The sequence below is a fragment of the Amycolatopsis roodepoortensis genome (assembly GCF_024628825.1).
GTDB lineage: Bacteria > Actinomycetota > Actinomycetes > Mycobacteriales > Pseudonocardiaceae > Amycolatopsis > Amycolatopsis roodepoortensis.
In genome coordinates, this window is sequence record NZ_CP102415.1 from 31679 (window position 1) to 48047 (window position 16369).

At 67.6% G+C, this 16369-nt stretch carries 12 protein-coding genes and 1 pseudogene; 4 read left to right on the forward strand and 9 right to left on the reverse strand.

Going from position 1 to position 16369, the window contains the following annotated elements:
• Nucleotides 1–12: 12 nt before the first annotated feature.
• Entirely contained in the window at nt 13–2889 is a 2877-nt protein-coding gene (locus NQK81_RS00160) for a type 2 lanthipeptide synthetase LanM family protein (protein ID WP_257486451.1), read from the reverse strand.
• A gap of 1008 nt (nt 2890–3897) precedes the next feature.
• Here NQK81_RS00160 and NQK81_RS00165 point away from each other — a divergent pair.
• The gene (locus NQK81_RS00165) at nt 3898–4200 is read left to right on the forward strand and encodes a hypothetical protein (protein ID WP_257486452.1); all 303 of its coding nucleotides are present in this window, start codon (nt 3898–3900) and stop codon (nt 4198–4200) included.
• A 108-nt stretch (nt 4201–4308) separates the two neighbouring features.
• Here NQK81_RS00165 and NQK81_RS00170 read toward each other — a convergent pair whose 3' ends face one another.
• Both NQK81_RS00170 and NQK81_RS00175 read right to left on the reverse strand, forming a co-directional pair.
• Entirely contained in the window at nt 4309–4539 is a 231-nt protein-coding gene (locus NQK81_RS00170; protein WP_126733130.1) for a hypothetical protein, read from the reverse strand.
• 147 nt (nt 4540–4686) lie between these two features.
• Nucleotides 4687–6210 (reverse strand): annotated as a pseudogene (locus tag NQK81_RS00175) (class II 3-deoxy-7-phosphoheptulonate synthase).
• Between NQK81_RS00175 and NQK81_RS00180 the strand changes: the two are divergent.
• Together NQK81_RS00180 and NQK81_RS00185 are read left to right on the forward strand one after the other, a co-directional pair.
• The gene (locus NQK81_RS00180) at nt 6158–7606 is read left to right on the forward strand and encodes an anthranilate synthase component I family protein (protein ID WP_257486453.1); all 1449 of its coding nucleotides are present in this window, start codon (nt 6158–6160) and stop codon (nt 7604–7606) included. The pseudogene NQK81_RS00175 and the gene NQK81_RS00180 overlap by 53 nt on opposite strands.
• Nucleotides 7603–8187: an anthranilate synthase component II gene (locus NQK81_RS00185; protein WP_257486454.1), complete on the forward strand. Its 585-nt coding sequence runs from the start codon at nt 7603–7605 to the stop codon at nt 8185–8187. The genes NQK81_RS00180 and NQK81_RS00185 overlap by 4 nt, the downstream gene beginning before the upstream one ends.
• On the opposite strand, the gene NQK81_RS00190 is transcribed toward NQK81_RS00185, so the two are convergent.
• Nucleotides 8165–9550 carry an aminotransferase-like domain-containing protein gene (locus tag NQK81_RS00190; RefSeq protein WP_257486455.1) on the reverse strand — a complete coding sequence of 462 codons (1386 nt, stop codon included), beginning with the start codon at nt 9548–9550 and terminating at the stop codon, nt 8165–8167. The genes NQK81_RS00185 and NQK81_RS00190 overlap by 23 nt on opposite strands.
• Nucleotides 9551–9657: 107 nt before the next feature.
• Between NQK81_RS00190 and trpD the strand changes: the two genes are divergently transcribed.
• Complete coding sequence (trpD, locus tag NQK81_RS00195; RefSeq protein ID WP_257486456.1) at nt 9658–10725, forward strand: anthranilate phosphoribosyltransferase; 1068 nt, start codon at nt 9658–9660, stop codon at nt 10723–10725.
• Nucleotides 10726–10732: 7 nt separating this feature from the next.
• Here trpD and trpC read toward each other — a convergent pair whose 3' ends face one another.
• The 5 genes from trpC to NQK81_RS00220 all read right to left on the reverse strand — a co-directional run bounded on the left by trpC (nt 10733) and on the right by NQK81_RS00220 (nt 16273).
• Nucleotides 10733–11542, reverse strand: a complete 810-nt coding sequence (gene trpC, locus NQK81_RS00200; protein ID WP_257486457.1) for an indole-3-glycerol phosphate synthase TrpC — start codon at nt 11540–11542, stop codon at nt 10733–10735.
• A gap of 21 nt (nt 11543–11563) precedes the next feature.
• On the reverse strand, nt 11564–12745 hold the full coding sequence (locus NQK81_RS00205) for a cytochrome P450 (protein WP_257486458.1): 1182 nt from the start codon (nt 12743–12745) through the stop codon (nt 11564–11566).
• A gap of 48 nt (nt 12746–12793) precedes the next feature.
• On the reverse strand, nt 12794–13753 hold the full coding sequence (locus tag NQK81_RS00210; RefSeq protein ID WP_257486459.1) for a cucumopine synthase-related protein: 960 nt from the start codon (nt 13751–13753) through the stop codon (nt 12794–12796).
• A gap of 52 nt (nt 13754–13805) precedes the next feature.
• The gene (locus NQK81_RS00215; RefSeq protein ID WP_192742324.1) at nt 13806–14960 is read right to left on the reverse strand and encodes an NAD(P)/FAD-dependent oxidoreductase; all 1155 of its coding nucleotides are present in this window, start codon (nt 14958–14960) and stop codon (nt 13806–13808) included.
• Nucleotides 14961–15436: 476 nt separating this feature from the next.
• A complete protein-coding gene (locus NQK81_RS00220) occupies nt 15437–16273 on the reverse strand; it encodes a helix-turn-helix domain-containing protein (RefSeq protein WP_257486460.1) in 837 nt (278 codons plus the stop codon).
• Nucleotides 16274–16369 lie beyond the last annotated feature (96 nt).

Sequence of the window (16369 nt, forward strand, 5' to 3'; positions counted from 1 at the left end):
GCGGTTTTCTCCTCATACTCGATTTACCGGCGGAACTACGCTGGCCGCGGGATGCGGCCGGTCTGGGCGGAGCAGGAGCGCGGAGGGGACCCGGTCACCGAATCCCAGCCGCAGCAGGCCGTAACCGATTCCCGCCAGACCGCTCAGCAGCCCTGGCGAGGGCACCGCGCCGGGTGTCCCGCAGCGGGCACCGCGCTGGTCGATGGCGGCGAGCAGATGACCGGTCCGGCGGCGTACCGCGGCGGCGGCGCCAGTGTGCCCGTTCTCCGCCAGCACGCACAACACGTCCAGCACTCCGGACTCGCCGTGGCAGAGGCTGAGATCCTTCAGCGGCGCCCCGTCGGCCAGCCGTTTGATCGTCCGGTCGAGGTCCCTGGCGTGCCCGGGATCGGCTAGGTGAGCGGCGAGCCCGAGCGCGTCACCCGCGAGACCTCCGCACCAGCCGCCGGTGCTTTCCGCCCGATCGTCCGCCCTTCCGGGTGGTTCTTCGCCGGAACGATCGTGCGCCCGCAACACCCAGTCGATCCCGGCCGAACCGCGGGCGAACGACTTCTCTCGCGGACGTTCACGGCCGAGCAGCTCTCCGGCGTAGCGGTCGGCCCGCGTCAGCGCCGTGTCCAGTCCTGTTTGGACATACACCGACCGCATCGACGCGACACCGCCGGCCAGTCCTGTCGTGAACCCGGACGGTGTTTCCGGGGTGGCGTCGGGCATCAGGTCGACGGCCTGCTCGATGAGATCGCCCGCGGGAAGGCCGACCAGGGTGCTGAGCCGGGCGATCGTGTACGCGACGCCGCCGAGGCCGAGAAGGCCACCACATCCGGCTGTGGCGGCCAGCTCCCGGTCGGCGCGGAGCGTGGCGAAGAGGCCGGGGAGCGGGCTGATCGCGTACGCGGCCAGGTCGCGGTATCGCGCGATCCCGGTCAGTTCGGCGAGCTGAGCGAGGAACAACGCGACACCGCAGTAGCCCTCGCCGAGCCCGGCGCCCATCGGCAGCACGGTCCAGTACCGGTCGTCGACGAGTTCGATCCCGAGCCAGTTGGACCGGTGTTCGTCGGAGAAGGCGTTGGCGACGATCTGGTCGGCGATGCCGCACGCGGTGACCAGCAGCCGTTCCGCGTCGGGCGCCTGGTTCGGCGCCGCCGTTTCCGCGGTCTCGCCGCCGAGATGGCCGACGGTCGCCGTGCTGATGGCGAGGGTGGCCGAGATCAGCCATTCCTGGTCGCGCTGGTCGAGCGGGTCCATGTCGGCGAGCTTGGCCAGCACGGTGTCCAGCGACGGCCGTTCGACCACGCCTTCGACGTTCTCGGCGCGTGAATCCACCAGCGACGTCGAGCCGGGGTTCGAGGTGAACATCGGCACGTCGCCCGCCCAGAGATCGTCCCGCTCGTGGGGCACCAGGCGGAGCAGCTTCTCCTCGTCGGCGGAATCCTCTTCGAGCAGGTCGAACGCGCGGTCGCGGTCGGCGGCGTCGCGAAGCAGATCGGGATGGGTGGTCTCGTCCAGTAATCGGAAGTAGAAGTTCGTCGGCCGGATGAGCACCCGGATGGGATCCTCGGCGCAGCGCCGGAGATGCTCGGCGAGCTCGTCCCGCGCGCTGGAGATCGCGTCGTAACCGAGCCGGAATCCGGCCAGCAGCGCGGCACTGTGCTCGGCGGGCGTGACGTCGCGGCCGTCGAGACGCGGCAGGTTGTTCCCGCCCGAGAGTTCGCCGGGCACCCGCACCAGTCGCATGCGGTCGGTGCCCGGATCGGCCCAGTCGACGCGGTCGGTGGGCAGCTTGCCACCGCGGCCGGCGAGGCCGGAGATGTCGACCGCCCCGTGTTCGCCCGCGAAGAGCTGTGGGAGCAGCAGCGTGCGCTGGACCGAGCGTGCCAGCATCGCCGCCGCGGGGTCGCCCTCCGGCGGATCGGGCGGCGATGGCTGGAAGAGGGTCTCGATGTCGATCAGCACCGGCTGGTCGCCGCAGGCGATGATGTTCTCGTAGTGGACGTCGGTGGCGTCGAGCGAGTACAGGAGCGCCAGGAGGATGCCTTGCCGCCGGTAGAAACGGTCGACGTCACCGATATCGGCGCACGGCCGGTGCTCGACGAACCGGAGCCAGCCGTAGCCCGCACGCGGTAGCGCGTCCGCGGTCCGCAGTTCGAGTCCGGGCAGCCGTTTGTTCAGCAGCGTGACGACGTCGGTGAACCGCTCGTGCAGGATCAGCGGCCGGGGTTTGTAGATCACCTTGGCGCCGCTGGAGAACCGGAGCAGTTTGACCGAACGGCCGCGGGCGTGCGAGTCGCCGATCCCGCCCGCGACTTCGACGAGCGCGCCGAGTTCGCCGTCGACGACCGAGCAGGGCAGCAAGGCGGCGTCGGCCGAGAACCGGGCCAGCGTTTCGGCGTGGGCCTCGACGGCGTGGAGGCACGCCTGGGCGACGAGCCGGGCCAGCACCGGGTATTCGCCGAACAACCGGACGAGCCCGGCCGGAGTGGCTTGCCGTCGCACGAAATCCGAGAAGCGCTCTTCGGGCGTCTCACCCCGGAGGTGTCCGGCCTTGCGGTCGCGGTGGAGTTCGAGGACCAGTGTCCGGACCGCGAGCTTCAGCAGATGCTGGTCGAGTTGAGCCGCGAAACCCCGGCGGAGGGCTTCGACGTCGGCGCCAGGGAGATCGTCCGGGACCGCGTCACGGGAAGCGGCGTGGACGAGCGGCCTGAAGACCCCGGCGAAGTCGACACGCCAGTCACCGGCTGGGGGACGCTCCGGCAGAAGCGCGGTGACCGCGTGTTCGGCGAAGTCCGCCCAGGTGGGCTTGTCCGCTGTCCGTTCGCGCGGGGTCTGGCCGGGTACCCACCACCTCGGCGGCAGGGACGGCGCGGATGGTCGGGGCGTCACGGAAGTCATGGTTTCAGCCCGGGGTCGCCCGCACATGGGTGCCGCACCCCCACATTCAGCGCACGCACGAAGATGTCCGGAGAGTGACGGGCGAGAGAGTCTTCAGCGGAATATGGGGTCCAGGCACCCATGCGCGGGGACCGGTCCCGGTCGCACCATGGTCGGGTGGCGCGGAACTCGGGCGCGGGCCGGTTACTGGGGGTCCGGCCCGCGTCCGCCCGGAACCCTTGAGAATTGACGCACTTTCCTATTCGGTGGTGAAAAACCGGAACCCGGTAAAGGGACACGGTCGTGTCCCTTTACCGGGTCGCAAACACGAGGGGCCGACCCGCGCCAACAGATTGGCCCCCGTCAAACCCTGTGCTTAGAGCGTCAGACCAGCCATCCGAGCACGTGGGCCAGGTGCGCGAGCAGACCCGAGATCAGGTCGTGGCCGTGGTGCACGTGCTGGGTGAACATCTGCATTGAGGGGCTCCTTGTATCGGATTTCGTGTTCGGTTGTGCTCTCGCGAGGAGCGATCGAAGATTTTCACCACGTTGGCACGCTGTCAAAAAACGATTTCCCGGGCCGTCGGCGGGTCGTGAATCTTCCTACGATAAACACGTAAGTCTTTCGTGTTTTGCGCCAGGGGTGGGCTTCGCGGGCGATGACACTGTGCGTAGCGAGCTCGAGGCGGGCCAATGTGGAAGCTAAGCCTCCGCTACGGCAAGTGGGCGGGCGCGTGACACGAACCGGTGATCCACACGCCACGAATGGTGAGTCGGTGAGAATCACCGATACGGGTGACGACACCCCGTGTCCGATAGCAGGAAGGAAGACGCTCCGCTCGGGTGCGGGACGGTGATCGCTCACTTACCCACCGAAAGCGGGTTTCCTGTGTTTCGTCGAACAATCGCGACCGTCGCCATCGAGCTGGCGACCGCGTTCGGCGGAGCGTCCCGGCGGATTCGGCCGCAGCCGACACCGTCACCCAGACCTGGAGCTGTCATCCGAGGCTTGCCAGCCAGACCGTGCACGTGACCATCACCGCGCCCGCCACCGTGAAAAGGAACGTGGAGGCTGCCGTTTTCGTCAAGGTCGACGGCGTCGAGCCATGGCCGAATTCGGAGCTGTCGGCGGCGTCGGCCTGGTTGGTCGGCTTCCTGAGACAGGGAGGGGCGGGCACCGGCGAGGTCAAGATCGACTCACTGAAGAACCCGGCCACGATCCCGAACGGTGGGCATTTCAGCGTCGAGGGCACACAGCAGGTCACGTTCTCGACTCCAGGCACCGGCACCCTCGGCCTTCATCGCTTCGGCAGGCCGCTCACCTACTGGTAGTGCTCCTTGCCCGCGGATCAGCAGCCGCCGGTGGACGCGACCGTGACAGTGATCTGACCGCCCGGCTCCGGTGGTGCGGACCCGCACCACCGGAGCCCGCGTCGTGCCTTACCTCTTGATGTAGAGATCCCACGTCCAGGTCGACGCGGAGCAGAAGTAGGCCGACCAGCGGCCGGCCTGCTGGCCGGAGTGGCCGTTGATCCGGCAGTCGCCCTCTGTGGACCAGCTGGACTCGTAGTAGTACCTCGGATCGACACCCGCGCCGGCAGGCTGCGCGAACGCGATCGTCGACGCCAGCGCGCCCAGGACGGCGGCGGTCGCCGCGATCTTCTTCTTCACTTGTGTAGCCCCGGTTCTCTCGGAACACTTGCGTGCACAAGTAATCATGAATCGGGGTCGCTTGTCCTCCGAACGGGCGAGTTCGTGATCTTGGCTGTGGGCCGAGGCGATGGGCAAGGGAGTCGCGCAGGTGGGTCGCCCGCCCGTTCACAGCAGCTCGGCGATATCGAACGCGAGGTCGAGCGACTGGCTGCGGTTGAGCCTGGGATCGCACGTGGACTCGTAGCGGTGGTGCAGGTGGTCGACCAGGACTTCGTTACTGCCACCGACACACTCGGTCACGTCCTCTCCGGTGAACTCCACGTGGACGCCACCGGGATGCGTACCGAGTGCGCGGTGGACCTCGAAGAAGCCGCGCACCTCGTCGACGACGTCGGCGAACAACCGCGTCTTGTGGCCGCTCGAGGCCGTGAAGGTGTTGCCATGCATCGGGTCACAGATTCAGACGGACACTCCGCCGACGGCTTGGGCGGCCCGGATCAGGGTGGGGAGCCGATCACGGATCTGCCGCGCGCCCATCCTGGTGATGAAGGTCAGCCTGCCCGGCTCGCGGTCCGGGTCGAGAATGTCCACATAGGATCGCACTTCGGCGGGGGTCGTCGTCGGACCGAGCTTGACCCCGATGGGGTTGGCGATGCTTCTGAAGTAGGCGACGTGGGCGCCGTCCAACGCGCGGGTGCGTTCGCCGATCCACAACATATGACCACTGGTGGCGTAGTCGCGCCCAGTGCTGTGATCGGTGCGGGTGAGCGTGTCCTCGTAGTCCAGCAGCAGGCCCTCGTGGCTGGCGAAGATCTCGGCCGAGCGCAGTTCTTCGGGCTGGGCGCCGCAGGCGCGCATGAACCGTAACGCGCGATCGATTTCGTAGGCCACCTCCTCGTACCGGGCACCCGACGGCGAGTTCGCCACGAAGTCCCGGTTCCATCGATGCAGCTGATCGAGGCTCGCGTATCCGTTCCGCGCGTAGCCGTCCACGATGTCCAATGTGGATCGTGATGCCTCGTACATCCGCCACAGCCGGGCCGGATCCGGTCGCCGCGCCGCGGCGTCGAAGGGGTAGCCGTTCACCGCGTCGCCCCGGTACACCGGCAGGGCGAGGCCGTCGCGAGTCTCGGTGGAGCTCGACCGCGGCTTCGCGTACTGCCCGGCCATCCGGCCGATCTTGACGATCGGCATCGCGGCCGCGTGGGTCAGCACGACGGCCATCTGCAGCAGGGTCTTGGTCTTGGCCTGGATCGCCCTCGGTGTCGCACCGTCGAAGGTCTCCGCGCAGTCGCCGCCCTGCAGCGCGAAGGCCCGGCCGGAGGCCACCTCCGCGAGGCGGTGCCGCAGGTCGTCGCACGCGCGTGGGGTGACCAGCCCGGGCGCGGCCGACAACCTGGCGAGCACCTCGCGCAGGGCGGCGCGATCCGGCCATTCCGGTTGGTGCGCCGCGGTCGCGTCCCGCCAAGGGACGAGTACTTCGGAATTCGTCACGAAAGGCAGACCACCACGATTTCGCGCTTGTGCGCAACGAATTCGCCGAGTGGTCCGGTCGAGCGGAGTCGAAGTGGTCTGGGCGCGGGCGCTCCCGGCTTGGTTGTCTTTTCCAGCGGCTGAATCAGGGAGGTGCGATAGCGTGAGGACGCAATTCGTGGACGTCGCCGTCGACGCGATCACCGTGCGAACCACCGCGTCCGCGCTGGCGGTGAGGAACGAACTGTGCCGTCGGTTCGGTGCGGAAGACGTCTACCTACTGGAAGACCTGCATCCGGGCAATCTCGACTCCAGCCGGAGTACGGGAACCGTGGTGGGGTTCGGCAGGCTCGTCGAGATCTCCGTGCTCGGCGACGAGGTGACCGTCCGGGGCGACGGCCGGGTGGCGGATCTGGTCCGGGTTCTCTGCGGCCGGCCGGCGGCGAATGTCTGGGAGACCCTGCGCGAGGTCACCGGCTCGTTCCGGGTACGGACGGAGGTGCCGGGGTTCGCCTTCGGGTTTCTCACCACCGTCGGCTACGACGCCGCCGCGTTGATGGAGGAGTTGCCGCCACGCAGGGGCGGACCCGACGTTCCGGACCTGACTCTCACCCTGTTCCAGCACACCGTGTGGTTCGACCGCGAGGACGTACCGCCGGTCTTGCACGTGGCCACCGGGCCCGACCTCCCGGAGTCCTCGCCCCAGGATGTCCTGCGGAACATCCCCGGTGCCGATGGTCCGATGCCGGAAGCGACCAAGCCGCGGTCAGTGCGCGATTCCGTCGAAAAGGACACCTTCCTCGGCTGGGTCGAGCGCTGTCTCGAGCACATCCGCGTCGGGGACATTTACCAGATCCAGGTAGGTCACCGGATCGACGTGCACAGCGACCTGACACCGGAAGACGTGTACCGCCGCTTGAGGCATCGAAATCCTTCGCCCTACATGTATCTCATCACCCAGTCGGGCAGGACGCTCGTCGGAGCGAGCCCGGAGGTGCTCTTCCGGGTCGACGACGACGCCAGGATCACCATGCGGCCGATCGCGGGCACCACACGCCGTGACCCCGCCGGGTCGGACAACGAGCGCCGTATCAAGGAACTGGTGGCCAGCACCAAGGAACAGGCCGAGCACGTCATGCTGGTCGACCTCTGCCGTAACGACGTGGGCCGGGTGTGCCGTCCGGGCACCCTCTCGGTGGACGACCTGATGGCGGTCGAGGCCTTCTCCCACGTGTTCCATCTGGTGTCCACGGTGACGGGCACGATGGCGGGTGGGCATGACGTCTGGGACGTACTGTGCGCCACTTTCCCGGCCGGGACGATGACCGGGGCACCGAAGCTGCGCGCGATGGAGATCATCGACGAGATCGAGGTCGAGCGCCGCGGCGTGTACGCGGGTGCCGTCGGTCTCGTCGACCTTCGGGGCTGGGCCGAGCTGGCGTTGTGCATCCGGACGATCACGCACCACGAGCCATCGCCGGGTGACCACCGGTACTCCACGCAGAGTTGCGCGGGCGTGGTGGCGCTGTCCGAACCGGAGCGGGAATGGGACGAGACCTTGGCCAAGATGGGGGCCACCTACTGGGCGCTCACCGGGGAGGAGCCGGCGTGAAGGTGCTCGTGGTGGATGTCTTCGACAGCTTCGTCCACATCATCGACCAGTATCTGCGACAGCTCGGTGCGGACACCGCGGTCGTGCGATCCGGCACGCGCACACCGGAGGAGCTGGCGGCGACGCGGCCGGACGCGGTCGTGCTCGGCCCGGGACCCGGTCATCCCGCCGACTCCGGCCACGTGGATCTGGTCCGGCGGTTCGCGGGCGAAGTGCCACTGCTCGGTGTGTGCCTGGGACACCAGGCCATCGCCTTGGCCTTCGGTGGAGCGGTCCGGCTCGCGGACAACCTCATGCACGGACGCACGAGCGTGATCGAGCACGACGGCCGAGGTGTGTACACGGGCTTGCCCGAGCGGCACGAGGTCACCCGGTATCACTCGATAGTCGTCGCCGAGCCGTTGCCCGGCGATCTCGTCCGCACGGCACGGTCCCTCGACGACGGCTACGTGATGGGAATGCGGCACCGGGAACTGCCCATCGAAGGCGTGCAGTTCCACCCGGAGAGTGTCGCCACCGTCGACGGCACGAGAATGATGGCGAACTTCTTGGCCGCTGTCACGACGCGAGCAGACCGCTGACCTCGTCCATCACGCTCGCGAGCAACTTGACGGAGTCCGCGAGCCGCCCGCGCCGCACAGCGCCATAACCGAGCACCAACCCGGACGAGGCGGGACGGCGGTCGAGCTGGAAGTACCGGACCGGCTGGACGAGAGCCGATCGCCGCCTGGCCTCGGCGGACACCCGTCCGTCGTCGATTCCGGCGGGCAACGCGACGTACGCGTGGGTGCCCGCCGGCACACCGGTCATCCGAGCGCCCGGCAGGTGTTCCTCGATGGCGTCTCCCAAGGCCGCGCGCCTCGCCCTGCAGGTGCCGCGGATCTGCCGGATGTGCTGGTCGAGCAGACCCGACGAGACGAAGTGGGCGAACGCCAGCTGGGTCAGCGCGTCCGGGGCCCCCAGCTGCGCCTGGCTGAGCCGCTTGGCGACCACGCCGGGTACCACCGACCAGCCGAGCCGCAGGCCGGGACCGAGCAGGCCACGCGTCGACCCGGCGTAGATCACCCGGTGTGTCCGATGCCGTTGCAGGGCGAGCGGACCACTGCCGGCGCCGAACCACAGGTCACCGTCCCGGTCGTGTTCGACCACCCAGCCGTCCACTTGGTCGGCCCAGCGCAGGAGCTCCTTCCGGCGGCTCGCCGAGAGCATGACGCCGGTCGGTACCTGTGAGACCGGCGTGATCAGCACCGCCCGGGCTCCGGATCGAGCGAGCGCCTCGACGTCGATGCCCTCGCGGTCCACCGGCACTCCGGTCACTCGCAGGCCCGCGCGTTCCGCGATCCCGGCCAGCCACGGCGTACCGGGGTTCTCCACGGCGATGTGTCCGGCACCGAGGTCGTGCAGGGCGTGGCACAGGCCTTCGAAGACATGCGCGAAGTCCGCGGCGACGACGACCTCGGAAGCACCGGTCAGTACCCCTCGCGAACGGCCGAGGTACGCGGCGAGTTCGGTACGCAGTTCCGCGACACCGAGCGGGTGCCGTCGCGGACCGGTGCCCCCGATCGATCGAGCCATGTGCCGGTAGGCGTGCAGCCATTCACGCTCGGGGAAGAACGCCGTACTCGTCGCGTCGACCCGAAGGTCGAACCGTACGTCCACGAGCTCGGACGGCCGTCTCGCCCCAGCCGTGCCGAGACGAGGCAGATGCGTCGCCACCTGGGTGCCCGATCCCTGCGTGGCTCTGAGATATCCCTCGGCGATCAGCTGTTCGTAGGCCTGGACCACGACACCGCGTGAGACCCCGAGATCCGCGGCGAGAGTACGGCTCGACGGTAGCCGCACCCCTTGGTGCAACGTGCTGTCCGTGATCCGCTCACGGATCGCCGATTCGACCTGCGCGGTCAAGGACAACGGCGAATCACGGTCGATGGTGATCGGCAACATTCTTCCCCCACGACGGAAATGGTCCGCTTCAAGCGGTGTCGAATGGTCTAGGCCGGCACCTCCGCCGCCTGGAACGCTGAACCCGGCATCCGAGCGGAGGAGGAACGATGGCGGGCGGGGAGACCACGATCGAGACGGATCGGAAGCGGTGGGCGGAAATACTTTCGGCGCTCACCCAGGGGTATGACCTCACCGCAGAGGACACGGAGTGGGCGCTGGGAGAGGTCATGCGCGGCGCGGCGGGCGAGGCCAGGCTGAGCGGCCTCCTGATCGGCCTGCGGTCCAAAGGGGAGACCGCCCAGGAACTCGACGGCCTGGTGCGAGCGATGGACGCGCATGCGGTCCGGATCGCGGTGGACGGGCCCTTGCTGGACATCGTCGGCACCGGTGGCGACCAGGCGGGCACGGTGAACATCTCCACCATGTCGGCGATCGTCGCCGCGGCGGCGGGAGCGCGGATCGTCAAGCACGGCAACAGGTCGGCGTCCTCGCAGTGTGGTTCCGCCGATCTGCTCGAAGCGCTCGGCGTCGTCATCGACCTTCCGGCGGCGACGGTGCGCCAGGTACTTTCCGAGGTGGGTATCGCATTCTGCTTCGCCCCGGTGTTCCATCCCGCGATGCGCCATGCTTCCCAGGTACGCCGGCAACTCGGCGTTCCGACGGTCTTCAACGTACTGGGCCCGTTGACGAATCCCGCCGCGCCGGCCGCGTCCGCCATCGGTGTGGCCGAAGCCCGGATGGCGCCGATCGTCGCCGAGGTCCTGTCCCGTCGAGGACGCTCCGCCCTGGTCTTCCGCGGGGACGACGGGCTCGACGAGCTGACGGTCACCACGACCTCCCAGGTGTGGACCGTGTACGACGGAACCGTACGGCAGGAGACCTTCGACCCGCGCGACCTCGGTATCCCGCTGGTGTCACCGGACCGGTTGCGTGGGGGAGGGCCGGCGCGCAACGCCGAGATCACCCTGGATTTCCTCGACGGCGCAACAGGTCCGGTCCGTGACGCGGTCCTCCTTTCCGCCGCCGCGGGACTCGCCGCGACCGCGCCCGGCACCGCGCCGATCACGGAGCGGTTGGGTGTGTGCTTCGAGAAGGCCGCTAGCGCCGTCGACAGTGGTGACGCCGGGGCCCTGCTCGGCCAGTGGGTCAGGGTGACGGGCAAGCTGGCCGAATAGCCTTCGGTCATTCCACCTCCTCCCTCCGTCCCGCCGCCAGCATCGCCGCGACCGCGTCGGCCGGACGGTCGTCGATGACGAGAGCCGAGCCGACGAGCACCGCGTCGGCACCGGCTCCGGCGTACGAGCCGACGTCGGCCGGCCCTCGTACGCCGGACTCGGCGACCGTGACGACGTCGGCGGGTATCCCGGCCGCCAGCCGGGGAAAAGTGTCACGATCGACCTGCAGCGTCGTCAGATTCCGGGCGTTCACCCCGATGATCCGGGCACCGGCGGCCACCGCTGTCGCGACCTCCTGTTCGGTGTGTGTCTCCACCAATACGGCCAGCCCGTACTCGGCCGCCTCCTTCAGCAGTCCGTCGAGTTGCCGCCCGCTCAACGCCGCGACGATCAGCAGCACCAGGTCGGCGCCGGCGGCGGCGGATTCGGCCAGCTGGTACGGATCGACGATGAAATCCTTGCGCAGCAAGGGAACACTGACCGAATCACGGACGGCGCGCAGGTCGTCCAGCGAGCCGCCGAAGTGCCTCGGTTCGGTCAGCACGCTGATCGCGGCCGCCCCGCCCGCGACGTATTCGGCGGCGAGCGCCTCCGGCCGCTCGATCGCCGCCAGCCTGCCCATGGCCGGGCTGACCCGTTTGACCTCGGCGATCAGCCGGACGCCGTGGGTGCCGCGCAACGCGGCCCCCACGGCGTCCGGCGTCATCCGGGGGCCACGGGCCTCGGCGCGGCGGCGCAGGACCGCCGGGCTCACCTCGGCCATCCGAACAGGCAGGTCCGTGCGAACTCCGGCCACGATCTCCGCCAGCACGTTCACCTTGTCGCCCCCTGCCCGCGCTTACCGGGAAACGGTCGTGTTCGCCGGCGACACGAGCGTGTCGAGCGAGACCACGTAGTCGATCATCTGCTCTTGACTCCGCATCGGACGTTCAGGATCGAAGCGGATCTCCTCGAAGGTCTCGACCACTCGCTCCACCACGACACGGCCGAGCGTGCGTACCAGCGGCAGTCCCAGGCAGATGTACATTCCCTGCCCGAAGGTCAGATGCGGGTTCGGCGAGCGCGTGATGTCGAACCGGTGCGCCTGCGGGAACCGGGTCTCGTCGAAGTTGGCCGCCGAGTCCCAGACCACGATGTAGCTGCCCGCTTTGATCTCGCGTCCGCCCAGTTCGGTGTCGTGCCGCGCGGTGCGCCAGAGGTTGAACCACGAGAAGTCGAAGCGCAAGACCTCCTCGATCGCCCCGGGGATCAGCGAAGGATCGCTCCGCAGGGCCTGGTAGAACTCCGGATTCCGGCAGAACCTGGCGAACATGTAGGACAGCAGCAGCGACGTCGGCGCGTTGCCCGCCGTCACCAGGTCCAGGCACATGTGGATGATCTTCTCTTCCGGCAGCCGGTCGTCCTTCGCCCGTGCCTGCAGCAACGCGCTCATCAGGTCGCCGGTCGGCTTGCGCTTACGCTGATCGAGCTGATCGGTGAGCATGCCGACGACCTCGGCGTGATCCGGCTGGAAGATCCCGACGAGCTGACCGAACATCTGGTCCGACCATTGCCGGAAGCGGTCGGGCCCGGGGATCTGCAGCCCGAACAGATGCCCGATCACGTGCTCCATCAACGGATAGCCGAGGTCGCCGAGGACCTCCAGGCGACCGGAAGCCAGTGCGGGCTTCAGCAACGCGTCGACCATCGGTGCGAAGTCGGACGCGTGGGCTTCGATGTTGCCCGGCACGAAGGAACGGGCCACGAAGCTGCGCAGAAAGCGGTGCTCCTGGATGTCGGCCCGGCCGAACGAGAACGGCAGACCCATGTGGGTCTTGTTGGTCACCGAGAAGGTGTCCGGGTCCTTGAGCACCCGTTGGACGTCCTCGTATCGGAACACCTCCCACAGGTTGTATTCCGGACGGTGCCGCAGTGGCTCGACCCGGTGCTGGTGCTGGAACCAGGCGATACGTTCCTCGATCGAGTCGCTCAGATCGGGGAACAACAGATCCCTGGTCGGCTTACTGGAGGTACTGGTCACTTCTTGCCTCTCCTACGACTTCGGTGCGTGTCCGCCGGAACCCGGCGGTCAGAGGCGTTCCGCGGTGATCCAGATGAGGTCCTTCGTGCGGAAGGTGCTTTCCCAGACCGCTTGGCCGACCTTGGGCAGCCGGTCGATGTGCTCGTCGGCCACCTTGCCGAGAACGGGGCCACGCAGTGTCTCCGTCGTCGGTCCGTATTGGACGATCAGCTTGTTGCCGGTCGCCTGGCTGAACCGGAGCCGTCCGGGCGGCGCGTCGCAGATGCGTTCGGTCACCGGTGTCGGTGCCACGCTGACCAACGGCGCCCACGCGTACATGGATTCGCCGCTGACCACGGCATGGTCCTGCAGCACCGTGAACGGCAGGCAGTCGAGGAAGTCCCCGCACAGCTGCTCGTTGAGGTCGCAGGCGAGCTCGGCGTCGACGCTCAGGCCGAGCGGCTCCCAGGTCAGCCGGATGGGAACGCGCCGGGACGGCTCCTCCTCGACGCTGACCGGCGTGGGGTTGTACTGCTGCCGCAGCGCGAGGTCGCTCGAGTTGTAGCGATAGTGCTCGCCGACGTGCCAGGGGAAATAGTGGTGCGACCAGGCGGTCAGCCGGTTGACGTATTCGGTGAAGGCGGACAACCTGTCCACGAGCTCACGGCGGTCCGCCACGGGGGCGTGGATCCGCTCGGCGTACTCCGCCAGCGTCGGGAAACCGCTGTAGCCGAGGTACTTGCTGTAGATCGGGTCCCACGTCCGGAAGACCGTCAACACGTTCTCGACGGGCAGGCTCTCGTCGTGGGCCATCCGGACCAGCTGATAGAGATTCATCGAATAGTCGCGAACGATGCCGTTCGCGAAATCCCATGTGGTGAAGTACTGATCGTAGGACCCCGGTGCTTCGCTGAGCGTTCCGGTGCGCATCTGTCGAATCTCCGACGGTTCCTCGGCCGCCAGTTTCCGGGTCAATTCCTTGAGATCGGAAAACGCGGATTCCCTGAGATCTGGATATGCGGTGGACATGCTTCCCCCTAGGGACGTATGGCAATGAACTACTCGATGGTTTGATTGACGTTTACGCGGCTACCCGGAGACGATCGGGTGAACAGTCGCGCAAGAGTGAAGGGATTTCGCCGGTGGTTATCTGGGTCGCCAATGCCCGCCCGATGAGCGGAGCGAGAATGACGCCGCTGTTGGCGAACGCCTCGTAGTATCCGGACACGGTCGACAACGCTCCGGCGCTGGGCAGGCCATCCGCGGGGAACACCGCGGTACCGATGCGTTTTCGTTCGATGGTGAAGGCTTTCAGTGCCGGAATCGTGCGGTAGGCGCGATCCAGCAGGTTCTCGACATTGTCGCGGCCGAGGTCGGACTCGGCCTCACCGGTCAGAACGGCGTCGACCTGTTCGGACCGTACCCGCACCCTGCCTGGACCGGCGGAACGCGCGTGTAGTTCCGCCCCGCGCAGGACGTGCCGCAACGGATCACTGTCACCGGCCAGGTCGAGTACGAGACTGCTGCGGTCGGCGATACCGCTGACCATGGGGGACCCGAGCGTCGCCGCCACGGCTGGGGCCTGCGGCCCGGCCGCGTTGACGACGGCGTCGACCTCGAGGCGTTCCCCGTCGTCCAACCGGAGCGCCGTCACCTGCCGGCCGCGGAGTTCGATCTCCTGGACGCCGGCGTTCGACAAGGTCACCTCGCCGATGGATTTCGCCGCGTCCAGCACCGACGAGACCATGAGCGGCCCGTCGATCCAGCCTTCCTCGGTCAGGTGCGCGACCGGCGTCTGGGCTGGGGAGAAGGGGATGGCGGGCTCCAGCTCCCGGCTCACTTTCGCCGCGTCATGCCAGATGACGCGGTACCCCCAGGAACGGAGTCGCTCGGCTTCCTCGACGAAGGACCGGGTGCTGACGCCGCATCTGCCGTCCGCGCCGGCCCAGGCCAGGCTGCCGGTCGGATGCCACCAGGGTGCCGAATCGAACAGTCCGGCGAAATGCGCGTGCTCGATGATTCCCGCATGACTCAACTCGAAACGCCGGTAGGTCGGCTGCTGATATGCGCTCAGCCTCGCGAAACTGGCGTCCGTGGTGAGTCCCCCTGGCCGTCCGCGATCCACGCAATGCACGCGCACGCCGCATTGTGCCAGAAACAGGGAAACGCAAGACCCGATGACGCCTGCCCCTACTACTCCTACGGTGGGCAAATTCCCTCCTCGTTGATGGCGCACGCCATCGACCCCAGTGCAAAAGCCATCTCGGCAAAAGACTTCCCCAGTTGAATTCCTCAGCCCCAGTCGCTCCCATGCTAACCAATGATCGGCAGGTCCAACTGGTCCGATCGAGTGGTTACCACTATGTGGACCACCGGGGTTTGGATCTTTTCATGCGATGCCTTAATGGACCCGTGGCGAAAACGGCGATGAGCGCCGCCAGGGTCAGGAGAATCCCCATTTGGAACTTATGGTGAACAAACTCTTCGGTTCGACAGGTGCGATATGGGCTCGATGTTCATCGGCACGACAAAGCGACGGGACGAATGCTCGTCCTGTCGGCTGGAAGGCGGTTATCTGATTCGATCAGCTGGCACGGCGATTATTCGGCTCGGCGCAAAGTGATCCCCCTGGTGATTGCTTTCTTGTCGAAGCCGCACGCCGTTGTGCCGGATCGAAACGGGTACCGGGACTATGTCGGGTCCCGGCGAGTTTCACGAGATGGAACGCAGTCGACCTCGGGACTGCCGGTGCAACTGGTCGACGGCCTGTGCCGTCCGGTCGTCCGCGGGCAGGAACACGACGATCTGCTGATCATCGGCTGGCAACTCCAGTGTTTCGCGCGTCAGCCGAAGCTCAGGGCCGGCCGGATGCTTGAGTCGCAGCACGCCTCGCCTTGGTACCTCATGGCGGTTCAGCCTGCGGGTGAAGTCGGTGCCCGCGAGCGGAATCAGCTCGGCGGTGAGCCATTCGAGATTTTCGACGGAGGGCGCGAGCCACAGGTCGAACGCCTGCTCGTCGGCGATGGCGTCCCAATCGGTGAAGAAGGTGCGCGCGCGTGGATCGGTGAAGACGTAGCGCGTGATGTTCGGTGTTTCGGCGTCGAGCAGACCGGTTCCGCTGGTGACCGTCGCGTACGTGCCGGTGTAGGCGAGAACGTCGCCCAGCCTGTTCGTCACGATGGCGATTCCCTGTTCGAGCATGCGCAAGGTGTCCATGACGGACTGACGCACCTGACGGCGCGGCGGCGCGGGCTTGAAATGGGCGGAGCATTCGTCCCCGGTGATCTTCGCGAGATAACGCAGGTGGTTACGCTCCGAGGTGCCGAGGCTGAGCGCGTCGGCGATCGCGTTCACGACCGCGGTGGACGGGTTGCGGTCGCGCCCCTGCTCGATGCGGGCCAGGTATTCCATGCTGATGCCCGCTCGAGCGGCGAGGTCCAGACGGCGTAGTCCTGGTGACCGGCGACGGCCTCGGTCCGGCAGCCCCAGGGATTCCGGCTGGATAGCGTCTCGTTTGGCTCGGATGAAGTCACCCAACGGCGTACCCATGACCCTCAGCTTACGGTGCCATTCGCCAAGGGCGTACCAGTCAGGGTAGCCCTGTGGGGGCCAGCCTAAGCATGGCCTGGTTGCCGACGCGGGATG

Coding starts and splice junctions, on each gene's coding strand:
- NQK81_RS00160 (WP_257486451.1), bottom strand. CDS start 2,889: ATGACTTCCGTGACGCCCCGACCATCCGCGCCGTCCCTGCCGCCGAGG.
- NQK81_RS00190 (WP_257486455.1), bottom strand. CDS start 9,550: ATGTTGCCGATCACCATCGACCGTGATTCGCCGTTGTCCTTGACCGCG.
- trpD (WP_257486456.1), top strand. CDS start 9,658: ATGGCGGGCGGGGAGACCACGATCGAGACGGATCGGAAGCGGTGGGCG.
- NQK81_RS00210 (WP_257486459.1), bottom strand. CDS start 13,753: ATGTCCACCGCATATCCAGATCTCAGGGAATCCGCGTTTTCCGATCTC.
- NQK81_RS00220 (WP_257486460.1), bottom strand. CDS start 16,273: ATGGGTACGCCGTTGGGTGACTTCATCCGAGCCAAACGAGACGCTATC.